The organism is Pseudomonas sp. WS 5146 (assembly GCF_012985495.1).
GTDB classification, from domain to species: Bacteria; Pseudomonadota; Gammaproteobacteria; order Pseudomonadales; family Pseudomonadaceae; genus Aquipseudomonas; species Aquipseudomonas edaphica.
Window position 1 is genome coordinate 18,745 of record NZ_JAAQWL010000019.1, and the last position, 12,836, is coordinate 31,580.

The 12,836-nt window shown below is 60.2% G+C and carries 12 protein-coding genes; 4 read left to right on the forward strand and 8 right to left on the reverse strand.

What is annotated here, in order from left to right; all coding sequences use genetic code 11:
* Window positions 1–55 precede the first annotated feature (55 nt).
* Window positions 56–1,009: an adenosine deaminase gene (locus HBO41_RS28955; RefSeq protein WP_017134717.1), complete on the reverse strand. Its 954-nt coding sequence runs from the start codon at window positions 1,007–1,009 to the stop codon at window positions 56–58.
* Window positions 1,010–1,203: 194 nt separating this feature from the next.
* On the opposite strand from HBO41_RS28955, the gene HBO41_RS28960 reads away from it, so the two are divergent.
* Window positions 1,204–2,295 carry a calcium:proton antiporter gene (locus tag HBO41_RS28960; RefSeq protein ID WP_099550556.1) on the forward strand — a complete coding sequence of 364 codons (1,092 nt, stop codon included), beginning with the start codon at window positions 1,204–1,206 and terminating at the stop codon, window positions 2,293–2,295.
* 296 nt (window positions 2,296–2,591) lie between these two features.
* On the opposite strand, the gene HBO41_RS28965 is transcribed toward HBO41_RS28960, so the two are convergent.
* The 3 genes from HBO41_RS28965 to HBO41_RS28975 all read right to left on the reverse strand — a co-directional run bounded on the left by HBO41_RS28965 (window position 2,592) and on the right by HBO41_RS28975 (window position 5,200).
* A complete protein-coding gene (locus HBO41_RS28965; protein WP_138450879.1) occupies window positions 2,592–3,950 on the reverse strand; it encodes an 8-oxoguanine deaminase in 1,359 nt (452 codons plus the stop codon).
* A gap of 187 nt (window positions 3,951–4,137) precedes the next feature.
* Window positions 4,138–4,824: an SDR family oxidoreductase gene (locus HBO41_RS28970; RefSeq protein ID WP_017134720.1), complete on the reverse strand. Its 687-nt coding sequence runs from the start codon at window positions 4,822–4,824 to the stop codon at window positions 4,138–4,140.
* A 25-nt stretch (window positions 4,825–4,849) separates the two neighbouring features.
* Window positions 4,850–5,200, reverse strand: coding sequence for a MerR family transcriptional regulator (locus tag HBO41_RS28975; protein ID WP_099550558.1), 351 nt, complete (start codon window positions 5,198–5,200; stop codon window positions 4,850–4,852).
* An 83-nt stretch (window positions 5,201–5,283) separates the two neighbouring features.
* Here HBO41_RS28975 and HBO41_RS28980 point away from each other — a divergent pair, with 83 nt between their 5' ends.
* Window positions 5,284–5,700, forward strand: coding sequence for a hypothetical protein (locus HBO41_RS28980; RefSeq protein WP_099550559.1), 417 nt, complete (start codon window positions 5,284–5,286; stop codon window positions 5,698–5,700).
* A 66-nt stretch (window positions 5,701–5,766) separates the two neighbouring features.
* On the opposite strand, the gene HBO41_RS28985 is transcribed toward HBO41_RS28980, so the two are convergent.
* The 4 genes from HBO41_RS28985 to HBO41_RS29000 form a co-directional block, all read right to left on the reverse strand.
* Entirely contained in the window at window positions 5,767–6,348 is a 582-nt protein-coding gene (locus tag HBO41_RS28985; protein ID WP_065930576.1) for a YigZ family protein, read from the reverse strand.
* 12 nt (window positions 6,349–6,360) lie between these two features.
* Window positions 6,361–7,020 carry a TetR/AcrR family transcriptional regulator gene (locus tag HBO41_RS28990; RefSeq protein ID WP_017134724.1) on the reverse strand — a complete coding sequence of 220 codons (660 nt, stop codon included), beginning with the start codon at window positions 7,018–7,020 and terminating at the stop codon, window positions 6,361–6,363.
* Window positions 7,021–7,107: 87 nt separating this feature from the next.
* The gene (locus HBO41_RS28995) at window positions 7,108–8,502 is read right to left on the reverse strand and encodes a uracil-xanthine permease family protein (RefSeq protein WP_026013502.1); all 1,395 of its coding nucleotides are present in this window, start codon (window positions 8,500–8,502) and stop codon (window positions 7,108–7,110) included.
* 88 nt (window positions 8,503–8,590) lie between these two features.
* Entirely contained in the window at window positions 8,591–9,511 is a 921-nt protein-coding gene (locus HBO41_RS29000; RefSeq protein ID WP_017134726.1) for a LysR family transcriptional regulator, read from the reverse strand.
* A 125-nt stretch (window positions 9,512–9,636) separates the two neighbouring features.
* Between HBO41_RS29000 and HBO41_RS29005 the strand changes: the two genes are divergently transcribed.
* Window positions 9,637–10,986 carry an aspartate aminotransferase family protein gene (locus tag HBO41_RS29005; RefSeq protein WP_017134727.1) on the forward strand — a complete coding sequence of 450 codons (1,350 nt, stop codon included), beginning with the start codon at window positions 9,637–9,639 and terminating at the stop codon, window positions 10,984–10,986.
* Window positions 10,987–11,025: 39 nt separating this feature from the next.
* Window positions 11,026–12,519 (forward strand): CoA-acylating methylmalonate-semialdehyde dehydrogenase, encoded by a 1,494-nt coding sequence (locus HBO41_RS29010; RefSeq protein WP_124416352.1) that lies wholly within the window; start codon window positions 11,026–11,028, stop codon window positions 12,517–12,519.
* The last annotated feature ends 317 nt before the right edge of the window (window positions 12,520–12,836 follow it).

Sequence of the window (12,836 nt, forward strand, 5' to 3'; positions counted from 1 at the left end):
TCAATGTGGGAGCTAGCAAGCCAGCTCCCACATTATTTGAACTGCGTTTATGCAGTTATGGCTTCACGAGCCGCGCATCCAGGCTGTTCTGCGCCAGGCGTTTGGCCTGGTCCTGGGTCATGCCCAGGGAGGTGTACAGCGCGTGGAAGTTCTCGGTGACATAGCCGCCGAAGTACGCCGGGTCATCCGAGTTCACCGTCACCTTCACGCCACGCTCAAGCATGTCGAGGATGTTGTGTTGGGCCATGTCGTCGAACACACAGAGCTTGGTGTTGGACAGTGGGCACACGGTCAGCGGGATCTGCTCGTCGATGATGCGCTGCATCAAGCGTTCGTCTTCGATGGCGCGTACGCCATGGTCGATACGCTGGATTTTCAGCAGGTCGATAGCCTCCCAGATGTACTCGGGCGGGCCTTCTTCGCCGGCGTGGGCCACGGTAAGGAAGCCTTCATGGCGGGCACGGTCGAACACGCGCTGGAACTTGCTCGGTGGGTGACCCATTTCCGAGCTGTCCAGGCCGACGGCCACAAACGCGTCACGGAACGGCAGCGCCTGGTCGAGGGTTTTCTCGGCTTCGGCTTCGCTCAGGTGGCGCAGGAAGCTCAGGATCAAACCGCTGGTGATACCCAGTTGCTGCTCGCCATCTTTGAGCGCAGCGGCGATGCCGTTGAGCACCACTTCGAATGGCACGCCACGGTCGGTGTGGGTCTGCGGGTCGAAGAACGGTTCGGTGTGGATCACGTTCTGTTCTTTGCAGCGCAGCAGGTAGGCCCAGGTCAGGTCATAGAAATCCTGGGACGTGCGCAGCACATCGGCGCCTTTGTAATACAGGTCGAGAAACTCTTGCAGGTTGTTGAAGGCGTAGGCCTTGCGCAGGGTTTCGACGTCATTCCACGGCAGTGCAATCTTGTTGCGTTCGGCCAGGGCAAACAGCAACTCAGGCTCCAGCGAGCCTTCCAGGTGCAGGTGCAATTCAGCCTTGGGCAGGGCGTTGAGCCAATCGTACATGTTCTAAATTCTCATCAGGTGCAATGGCGGCATTCTACAGGCCATGGCTGAAATAGTCGGCAAAACCTGACCAGCAGGAGAGTATTTGTTTTATTCGCGCAAGGGCCATCTGAACTAAGGTGTAACGAAACGTTAGCGACGTGGTGCAGTCTGTACCCCATCAATGACTGATTTGCTGCACAAAAAGGCCCGGAATGCTCACATCCCTCAAGCAAGAAAAATTCATGTGGCTGGCGTTGATCGCCGCCATCGCCGCCTACCCGTTGGAGCACTGGATGCTGCACAGCGGGCAGATGATCGCCCTGCTAGGCGGCTTGGCGCTCATCGCTTTTATTGTCATGGCGTCGATGCGCGTCGCCCACCACGCCGAGCAACTGGCGGAAAAGGTCGGTGACCCTTACGGCACCATGATCCTCACCCTCGCCGCCGTGCTGGTGGAAGTGGTGATCCTGGCGATCATGATGAGCAACGAGCCCTCGCCGACTTTGGTACGTGACACGATCTATTCGGCGGTGATGCTCGATATCAACGGCATCCTTGGCCTGGCCGCGCTGATGGGCGGCATCAAGCATGGTGAACAGTCCTACAACGATGACTCGGCACGCAGTTACAGCGTGATGATCCTCACCGCCATGGGCGTATCGATGGTGGTGCCGGAGTTTATTCCCGAGGCTGACTGGAAAATTTACTCGGCCTTCACCATCGGCGCGATGGTGTTGCTCTACACCCTGTTCCTGCGCATGCAGGTCGGGCCACACAGTTACTTCTTCAGCTATAGCTACCCGGAAAAACGCCGAAAAAAGCAGCCGGAAGAACAGCAGGAGCCGTCGATCAACCTGGCGTTTTCCATCGGTACGTTGGTGTTTGGCGTGATTGTGATTGGCGCATTGGCCGAGGTGATGTCCAAGACCCTCGACCTGGGCCTGGAAGGCACGGGCGCACCGCCGGTGATTACCGCGATTGTGGTGGCGGCGATTTCGGCCGCGCCGGAAATTCTCACAGCGTTGCGTGCCGCCTTGGCTAACCGCATGCAATCGGTGGTGAACATCGCACTGGGTGCGTCGTTGTCGACGGTGATCCTGACCGTGCCGGTGATGGAAGCCATGGCGCTCTACACCGGCCAGCCGTTCCAGATGGCGATGACACCGGTGCAGACCGTGATGGTGTTGATCACGCTGGTGGTGAGTGCGATCAACCTCAACGATGGCGAAACCAATGCCATCGAAGGGATGACGCACTTTGTGTTGTTTGCGACCTTTATCATGTTGTCGTTGCTTGGGGTGTAACCGGCCCTCAAGCACACCTTAAAACCCATGTGGGAGCCGGGCTTGCCCGCGATGGCATCAACTCGGTATGGCTGAAAGACCGAGGTGCCTGCATCGCAGGCAAGCCAGCTCCCACATGTGTTGTTTGCGACCTTTATCATGTTGTCGTTGCTTGGGGTGTAACCGGCCCTCAAGCACACCTTAAAACCCATGTGGGAGCCGGGCTTGCCCGCGATGGCATCCACTCGGTATGGCTGATAGACCGAGGTGTCTGCATCGCAGGCAAGCCAGCTCCCACAGTTGGCTTTGTGCAGGGCTCAGGTGCCGGCGATCAGTTGTTTCGCCGCCTGGCTGTGATCGGCGATCAAGCCTTTCAGGTCCAGCCCTTCAACCTGCCCATCGATCACCCGCCACTTGCCGCCGATCATCACCCGATCCGCGCGGTCGGCGCCGCACAGCAGCAGCGCCGAAATCGGGTCATGGCTGCCGGAAAAGCGCAGCTCATCGAGTTTGAACAGCGCCAGGTCAGCCTGTTTGCCCACGGCCAACTCACCGATATCCGTGCGCCCCAGCAACTGCGCCGAGCCTTTGGTGGCCCAGCCCAGCACGCCTTCCGGGGTGATCTTTTCTGCGCCGTAACGCAGGCGCTGGATGTACAGGGCCTGGCGCGCTTCGAGGATCATGTTCGAGGCATCGTTGGAGGCCGAACCGTCGACGCCCAGGCCAATCGGCGCGCCGGCGGCGAGCAGGTCCAGGGTCGGGCAGATGCCGGAAGCCAGGCGCATATTCGAGCTTGGGCAATGGCAGATACCGGTGCCGGCGGCGCCCAGGCGGGCGATCTCATCCGGGTTGAAGTGAATGCCGTGGGCCAGCCAGGTGCGTGGGCCGAGCCAGCCAACGCTGTCGAGGTAGTCCACCGTGCGCAGCCCGAAACGCTGCAGGCAGAAGTCTTCTTCGTCGAGGGTTTCGGCCAGGTGCGTGTGCAGGCGCACGTCGAGGCTGTTGGCCAGTTCGGCGCTGGCTTGCATGATTTGCGGGGTGACCGAAAACGGCGAGCAGGGCGCCAGGGCGATCTGGATTTGCGCGCCATCGCCGCGCTGGTGGTATTCGCGGATCAGGCGCTGGCTGTCTTCGAGGATAACCTGGCCTTGTTGCACGGTTTGCTGCGGCGGCAGGCCGCCATCGGCTTCGCCCAGGCTCATGGAGCCGCGGGTGAGCATGGCGCGCATGCCCAGTTCGCGCACGCTTTCTACTTGTACATCGATGGCATTTTCCAGGCCGTCAGGGAACAGGTAATGGTGGTCGGCCGCCGTGGTACAGCCGGAGAGCAGCAACTCTGCGAGGGCGACTTTGGACGCCAGCGCGAGTTTTTCCGGGGTCAGGCGTGCCCAGACCGGGTACAGGGTTTTCAGCCACGGGAAGAGCGGCTGGTTCACCACCGGCGCCCAGGCGCGGGTCAGGGTTTGGTAGAAGTGATGGTGAGTGTTTATCAGCCCCGGCAGGATCACATGTTCGCGTGCATCGAATACTTGTCCGCACGGCACGGTGGGCTCTTTTCCCAAGCCCAGCACTTCGGTGATCACACCGTCTTGCAGCACCAGGCCACCACGGGCGTCGAGGCCATTGGCGGTGAAGATCGCGAGGGGGTTTTTTAACCAGATACGGGTCGCAGGCATTGGCCGGCTCCTCTGAATGATGGGTTCAGGTTTGCCAGCTCAGTGTTGCCCTGTCTGCTGATCCAGGGTCGCCGGTGAGGGCGAGGAGCAGAGTTTACGTGTAGTCCATGATCAGGTCTATCTGTAGGAGCGAGGTGCTCTTGAGACCATCGCGGGCAAGCCCGCTCCCACAGGTTGGACCGAGCTGTTACCAGGCGATGGTGTCGCCCTTGTAGTCCACGAAGTGATGGCCGCCTTTGCCGGTGTAGGCATTCACCTGATCCACCAGGCCGCGCACGCTGGTGTCGACATCGATGTGCGCGTTTTCGCCGCCCATGTCGGTTTTCACCCAGCCCGGATGCAGCGACAGCACGGTGAGCTTATGGTCGCCCAGTTGCGTGATAAAGCTGTTGGTCATGGAGTTGAGTGCAGCCTTGCTGGCCTTGTACAGCGCCAGGTCGGAGCCATCGGGAATAGTCACGCTGCCCAGCACCGAACTCATGAACGCCAGCACGCCGGTGTCTTTGCGGATCTGCCCGACAAAGCGCTGGGCCAGGTTGATCGGCGCCACGGCGTTGGTGAAAAACAGTTGGCCGACTTCCGCCAGGGTGGCGTGGCCCGGCTCCTGGTTGGCAGGGCCTTTGACGCCGGCGTTGACGAACAGCAGGTCGAAGGTGCGCTCCTTCAGGCGTTGGGCCAAGGCGATCACGGCTTGTTGATCGTCCATGTCCAGCTTCTCGATCTGCACCTGGCCCACGGCTTTGAGCGCATCGGCCTTGTTCGGGTCGCGCACGGTGGCGGTCACCTCCCAGCCGTCCTGCAGCAGTTGCTTGACCAGGCCAAGGCCCAGGCCGCGCGAGGCGCCGATGATCAGTGCGGTTTTTGGCGTAGACATGAAGGGCTTCCTTTGGAGTGGAGGTTCACGGATTCAGTGGACAACGTTGCCCGAGCCTTTGCTGCAACTCCTGGCGCAGATGGCCGAGTTCAGTGATGCGGGTTTCGATCAGGTTGAGCTTGTCTTGCAGCAATTGTGTGACGGCAGCGTCGGGATCGGGCGCCTGCCATAAGGCGGCGACGCTGGTGCCGATCTCGCCGAGGCTGAAACCCAGGCGCTGCGCAGTCTTGATATAGAGCACCAGTTGCAGCATGTCCGGCGGGTAGTCGCGGTAACCGTTGGCGCTGCGTTGCGCGGCGATCAACCCGCGCTGCTCATAGAAGCGCAAGGTGTCGCGGCTGACCTGGCTGGCCTGGGCTAATTCGCCGATACGCATGAGACGGGCTCGAGAGGGCTTGACCCTGGAGCATACTCCAGGCTTTAGCTTGCTGGCTTCTTGAATTGAAGGAGCTTGCTGCTATGTGGACACAAAAACGCTACCGGACATTGGTGCGGGCCAGTGCCTGGTATGACTTGATCATCACCGCCGCGTTTGTCACGCCGTGGAGTTTTGCATTAGTACACGGCCTGTTGCAGGGCTTGAACCTGCCGGGCGAGCTACCGCCGTTTCTGCCTGCGCATGTGCTGATGGCCAACCTGCTCGGCTCGATCGTGTGCGTGTGGGCAGTGCTGCGTATTCGCGACCCTCAACGCCAATTCGGGCTGTATGACGCGGCCGGCCGTGGTCTGTTTGCGACCTGGCAGCTGTACGCGCTGATGCAGGGCTCCACGTCGGTGCTGTGGATAATTCTGCTGTTGGAACTGCTATGGGGCGTTGCGCAACTACTCCCGGTGAATACTGATCAAAAAATGACCGGCGCCCGTAAGCCCTTATGACAAAAGGGTTACAGACGGGTGTGCTCAGGTTATCCACAGGCAGGTGCACAGTAGATGTGGGCAGTTTCAGCGTTCGAGCAGGATGCGCCCACGGCTGAGGTCGGCGAGCTGGGTTTGCAGCGTGTCGATGTGCGCCTCGCCGAGTGCGAGCTGTAGCTCGACGCCGTTGGCGGTGAAGGTTTCTTCCACCACCAGCCCGCCCAGTTCGGCCACGCGCAGTTTCACCAGGTTCAATTCCGAGAAACTGCAGGCACAGCTCAGCGGCACGCGGCTGATCAGCTCGATGCGTTCGGCATTCTGCAGGCATTTGTTCGCGCCGCCGCCGTAGGCGCGAGCCAGGCCGCCGGTGCCCAGCTGGATGCCGCCATACCAGCGAATCACCAGCACGGCGACCTGATCAAAGCCTTGGGCTTCAATGGCGGCCAGGATCGGTCGCCCGGCCGTGCCGCCGGGTTCGCCATCGTCGTTGCTGCGGTACTGGTCGGCGAGCTTCCAGGCCCAGCAGTTGTGCGTGGCGTTGAGGTCGCTGTGCTGCTCGAAAAACGCCTGGGCGTCTTGCGCGCTGGTGATCGGCGCGGCCAGGGTGATAAAGCGGCTTTTGCGTATTTCTTCACGAAATTCGCAAAGGCCGGTCAGCGTGAAAGGCATAAGTCGCTTCGTTTATAGGGCCGGCTTGATGCCGCAGCCTTTGAGGATGATATGGATCAGGTTGGTGCCGGCGTCTTCCATGTCCTGCTTGGTCAGCTTGGTGCGACCAGTGACGCGGCAGATCTGGGTGGCGAAGTCGGCGTAATGCTGGGTGCTGCCCCACAACAGGAAGATCAGGTGTACGGGGTCGATGGGGTCCATCTTGCCGGCTTCGATCCAGGCCTGGAACACCGCTGCGCGGCCACTGAACCAGGCGCGGTAGTCCTGGCTGAAATATTCGGTCAGGCATTCGCCGCCACTGATGATCTCCATGGCGAAGATCCGCGAGGCTTGGGGGTGGCGCCGGGAGAATTCCATCTTGGTGCGGATGTAGCGTGTCAGCGCGACGGCGGGGTCGTCCTCGGCGGTCAGCGCGTTGAAGGTGCTGTCCCACAGTTCGAGGATATTGCTCAGTACCGCGATGTACAGGCCGAGCTTGTTGGTGAAGTAATAATGCAGGTTGGCCTTGGGCAGCCCGGCACTCGAGGCAATGGTGTTCATGCTGGTGCCTTTGTAGCCATGACGCGCGAATTCGTCTTCAGCCGCCTGGAGAATCGCTTGTTCATTCTTTTGCCGAATACGGCTGGCAGGTTTACCGGCGTGGTTGCTGTGGGCAGGAACTTCGAGGCTCATGGAGGTTTCCGTGCTGATCGATAGAGACGACGTGTGCACAGATAACCCACCCTCAAGCCTCAGACAAGTCCCGATGCAATAAAACCGTCAAAGCGGTTCCAGTGTGTCGCTTTCCGGCGCGTGGTTTGCGCCTGCGGTATTCGCTTTGGCCTCGGGTAATAACAGGCACAACACGATGGCCGTCAGGCCGCCGCTGGTGATGGCCGAATCGAACAGGTTTTGCACCAGAGGCGGCATCAAGTGCAGCAACTCAGGTTGGGCGGCGATGCCCAGGCCAACGCCGAACGAGGTGGCGATGATCAACATGCTGCGTCGGTCCAGCGGCGCCTGGGCCAGAATGCGCACGCCGGCGGCGGCCACGCTGCCGAACATCACCAGGGTTGCGCCGCCCAATACCGGTTTGGGGATTTGCTGCAGCACCGCGCCGATCAGTGGAAACAGGCCGAGACAGAACAGCAGCACACCAATGTATAAGCCGACGTAACGGCTGGCCACGCCGGTGAGTTGGATCACGCCGTTGTTCTGCGCAAACGTGGTGTTGGGGAATGCGCTGAAGGTGGCGGCGATCATGCAACTGACGCCATCACCCAATACGCCGCCCTTGAGTCGACTTATATAAGAAGGGCCGCTGATCGGCTGGCGGGCGATCATGCAGTTGGCGGTCAGGTCGCCAACGGTTTCGATACTGCTGATCAGATAAATCAGCGCGATGGGCAGGAAGGCGCTCCAGTCGAAGTTGAAACCAAAGCGAAACGGCATCGGTACGCTGATCAATGGCAAGTCGGGCAAGGCTTGGGGCACCAGCTTGCCGCTGAACCACGCGGCCAGGCTGCCGAGGGCCAGGCCGATGATGATTGCCGAGAGGCGTACCCACGGCGTGTTCGAGCGGTTGAGCAAGATGATCGTCAACACGACGAACAACCCCAAGGCCAGGTTGGTCGGCGCGCCGAAGTCAGGCGCATTGAAACCGCCACCCAGGTCGGTGATGCCGACTTTGATCAGGCTGATGCCGATCAAGGTGATGACAATGCCGGTGACCAAGGGCGTGATCACACGGCGCAATTGGCCGATAAAACGGCTCAACACGATCTGCACCGCCGCGCCGAAAAAGCACACGCCAAAGACCATCGCCATGATGTCTTCCGGGCTGCCGCCGCGTTGCTTCACTAGAAAGCCTGCTGACAACACCGCGCCGAGAAACGCAAAGCTGGTGCCTTGCAGGCAGATCATGCCGGCGCCGATACCAAATGGCCTGCGTGCCTGGATGAAAGTGCCTACGCCGGACACCATCAACGCCATGCTGATCAGGTAGGGCAGGTGGGCGGTGAGCCCCAACGTAGAACCGATGATCAGTGGCGGGGTGATGATGCCGACAAAGGCGGCCAGCACATGTTGCAAGGCTGCCAGTAGGGCCGGCAGTGGTTTCGGTCGGTCGTTCAGGCCGTAGATCAGGTCGTTGGGGCTCAAGGTTTCTGGTGGCATGGCGGGCAAACTCAGGGCGGACGGTTCAAGGTCCTGGTTCCCTTGCAAAAAGCTGTCCAGTTGCTCAGCTTTTAGCGAGAGGCCCGAATTAGCGCGTTGCCGCCAGACTCTCCAGAAAGCTTTCCAGCACCAAATGAGGGCGGCGACCCTTGCGCGTGACCGATGCGAGGCTCAAATCGTAAAAACGTGTAGCCGGTTTCAGCGCGCGCAGTCGGCCTTGTTGTACCCACAGGCTGGCGTAGTGGTCGGGCAGGTAGCCGATATAGCGGCCGGTGAGGATCAGGAACGCCATGCCTTCGCGGTCCGAGGCGCTGGCGGTGCAATTGAGTGCCTGGTAATGGGCCTGGATTTCGGCGGGCAAGCGAAAGGTCGGTGCGATGGCGTCCTGGCTGTCGATACGTGGGTCGTCCAGTTGCTTGTCGTCCGCGTAAAACAACGGGTGGCCAACCGCGCAGTAGAGCAGTGAGCGTTCGCTGTACAGGGGTTGGTATTCCAGGCCGGACAGCGCGCTCGCCTGAGGTACTACGCCGACATGCAGGCGACCATCGAGTACACCTTGTTCCACCTCGTTCGGCGCGATCATGCGGATCTGGATTTGTACGTCAGGGCCGCGTTCCTTCAACTGCGCCAGGGCGTGGGTGATGCGCATGTGGGGCAGGGTGACCAGGTTGTCGGTGAGGCCGATGATCAGTTCGCCGCGCAAATGCTGATGCAGGCCGTTGACCTCGGTGCGAAAGCTTTCCAGCGCACTTAATAGCTGCAAGGCCGATTGGTAGACCTCGCGGCCTTCTTCGGTCAGGGAGAAACCGGCACGCCCGCGCTGGCACAGGCGCAATCCAAGGCGTTGCTCCAGGTCGCTCATCTGCTGGCTGATGGCCGAGCGGCCGATGCCGAGCACGGTTTCGGCCGCCGAGAAGCCGCCGCACTCCACCACGCTGCGAAAGATGCGCAACAGGCGGATATCGAAGTCGCTGACTTGGGCCAGGGGATCGGGTCGACGGCTGCTCATAGTTTAGTGAAGGCCTGACTGAAGGTTAGAAGAGTTGGATTTCACCGACTTTATCGCCGTGGCAATTTAGCTGCAACAACGCTTTTCAATCCCGACGCTGCCTTTTGCCCTGCGAGGTTTTGCTGATGAACATGCCCGAAAACGCCCCATCGTCCCTGGCCAGCCAACTGAAGTTGGATGCGCACTGGATGCCTTACACCGCCAACCGCAACTTCCAGCGCGACCCGCGCCTGATCGTCGGCGCTGAAGGCAGCTGGTTGATAGATGACAAGGGCCGTAAGGTGTACGACTCGTTGTCGGGCCTGTGGACGTGTGGCGCCGGGCACACCCGCAAAGAGATTCAGGAAGCAGTCTCCAAGCAACTGGGCACCCTGGATTACTCCCCGGGCTTCCAATACGGTCATCCGTTGTCCTTCCAGCTGGCGGAAAAGATCACTGACCTGACCCCAGGCAACCTGAACCACGTGTTCTTCACCGATTCGGGCTCCGAGTGCGCCGATACCGCGGTGAAGATGGTGCGTGCGTACTGGCGCCTGAAAGGCCAGGCCACCAAGACCAAGATGATCGGCCGCGCCCGTGGCTATCACGGTGTGAACATTGCCGGAACCAGCCTGGGTGGCGTGAACGGCAACCGCAAGCTCTTCGGTCAGGGCCTGATGGACGTTGACCATCTGCCGCACACGTTGCTGGCGAGCAATGCCTTCTCCCGTGGCATGCCGGAGCTGGGCGGCATCGCCCTGGCCGATGAGCTGCTCAAGCTGATCGAACTGCACGACGCGTCGAACATCGCAGCGGTGTTTGTTGAACCGATGGCCGGTTCCGCTGGCGTGCTGGTGCCGCCACAGGGTTATCTCAAGCGACTGCGTGAGATCTGCGACCAACACAACATCCTGCTGGTGTTCGACGAAGTGATCACCGGTTTCGGCCGTACCGGCTCGATGTTCGGCGCCGACAGCTTTGGCGTGACCCCGGACCTGATGTGCATTGCCAAGCAAGTCACCAACGGCGCGATCCCGATGGGCGCGGTGATTGCCAGCAGCGAGATCTATCAGACCTTCATGAACCAGGCGACGCCGGAATACGCGGTGGAGTTCCCCCACGGCTACACCTACTCGGCGCACCCGGTGGCTTGCGCGGCTGGCTTGGCGGCATTGGACCTGTTGCAGAAGGAAAACCTGGTGCAGAGCGTAGCCGAAGTCGCCCCGCACTTTGAGAATGCGTTGCACGGGTTGAAGGGCAGCAAGAATGTGATCGACATTCGTAACTACGGCCTGGCCGGCGCGATCCAGATTGCCCCGCGTGACGGTGATGCCATCGTGCGTCCATTTGAGGCCGGCATGGCGTTGTGGAAAGCGGGTTTCTACGTGCGCTTTGGCGGTGACACCCTGCAGTTCGGGCCAACCTTCAACAGCAAGCCGCAGGACCTGGATCGTTTGTTCGATGCGGTCGGCGAAGTGCTGAACAAGATCGACTGATTTCTCCTTCTATATAGAACAACTTTTCAGGAGCCCTGCATGAGCCTTATCCAGCATTTGATCAACGGTGAGTTGGTCAATGACAGCGGCCGTAGTGCCGACGTGTACAACCCGTCCACCGGCCAGGTGATTCACCAAGTGCCATTGGCCAGCCGTGAAACTATTCAACAGGCGATCGACTCGGCCAAGGCGGCGTTCCCTGCCTGGCGTAATACCCCACCGGCCAAGCGTGCCCAGGTGATGTTTCGTTTCAAGCAATTGCTGGAGCAGAACGAAGCGCGTATTTCGCAGTTGATCAGCGAGGAGCATGGCAAGACCCTGGAAGACGCCGCCGGTGAACTGAAACGCGGCATCGAGAACGTGGAATACGCGTGTTCGGCGCCGGAGATTCTCAAGGGCGAGTACAGCCGTAACGTGGGGCCGAACATTGATGCGTGGTCGGACTTCCAGCCGTTGGGTGTGGTGGCGGGTATTACTCCGTTCAACTTCCCGGCGATGGTGCCGCTGTGGATGTACCCGCTGGCGATCGTATGCGGTAACTGTTTCATCCTGAAACCATCGGAGCGTGATCCAAGCTCCACGCTGCTGATTGCGCAGCTGTTGCAGGAAGCCGGTCTGCCCAAAGGCGTGCTGAGCGTGGTGCACGGGGACAAGGGCGCAGTGGATGCGCTGATTGAAGCGCCGGAAGTGAAAGCCCTGAGTTTTGTGGGTTCGACGCCGATTGCCGAGTACATCTATTCCGAAGCAACCAAGCGCGGCAAGCGCGTGCAGGCGCTGGGCGGGGCGAAGAACCATGCGGTGCTGATGCCGGATGCGGACTTGGATAACGCGGTCAGCGCTTTGATGGGCGCAGCGTATGGTTCCTGCGGTGAGCGTTGCATGGCGATTTCGGTGGCCGTGTGCGTGGGTGACCAGGTGGCGGATGCGTTGATCGCCAAGTTGGTACCGCAGGTCAAGGCACTGAAGATTGGTGCGGGCACCTCTTGCGGCCTGGATATGGGGCCGTTGGTGACGGGGCAGGCGCGGGACAAGGTCAGTGGTTATATAGAGGACGGTGTGTCGGCGGGTGCCAAGCTGGTGGTCGACGGTCGTGGGTTAAGTGTTGCCGGGCATGAAGAGGGCTTCTTCCTGGGCGGCAGCTTGTTTGATCGCGTGACCCCTGAAATGCGCATCTATAAGGAAGAGATCTTCGGGCCGGTGCTGTGCGTGGTGCGGGTGGATAGCCTGGAAGCGGCGATGCAACTGATCAACGATCATGAGTATGGCAACGGTACCTGCATCTTTACCCGTGACGGTGAAGCGGCGCGGCTGTTCTGTGATGAGATCGAAGTGGGCATGGTCGGCGTAAACGTGCCGTTGCCCGTGCCGGTGGCGTACCACAGCTTTGGCGGCTGGAAGCGTTCGCTGTTTGGCGACTTGCATGCCTATGGGCCGGATGGGGTGCGTTTCTATACCCGTCGCAAGGCGATTACCCAGCGTTGGCCGCAGCGGGCCAGCCATGAAGCGTCGCAGTTCGCCTTCCCGAGTCTGTAAGGCGTAGTAGGTGAAGGCCGGCCCCTTGGGGCCGGCTTTTGTGCTTTTGCGGCCTTTTTGACCTATATGACAGAAATGTGAAAGAAAGGGATTGACGGCGTTTTATATCTGTCTATAATTCGCCCCACTTCCGGCGCAGTCGAAACGGAAAACTCCTTGGTAAACAAAGAGTTACGAAGTTTTCGGCAGAAAGTTGCTTCAGTTCATCGAAGCCAAAAGGAAGTTGAAAAAGAGGTGTTGACAGCAGCGTGTAACGCTGTAGAATTCGCCTCCCGCTAACGAGAGATCGTAAGCGCAAGTGGTTGAAGTTGTTGAAG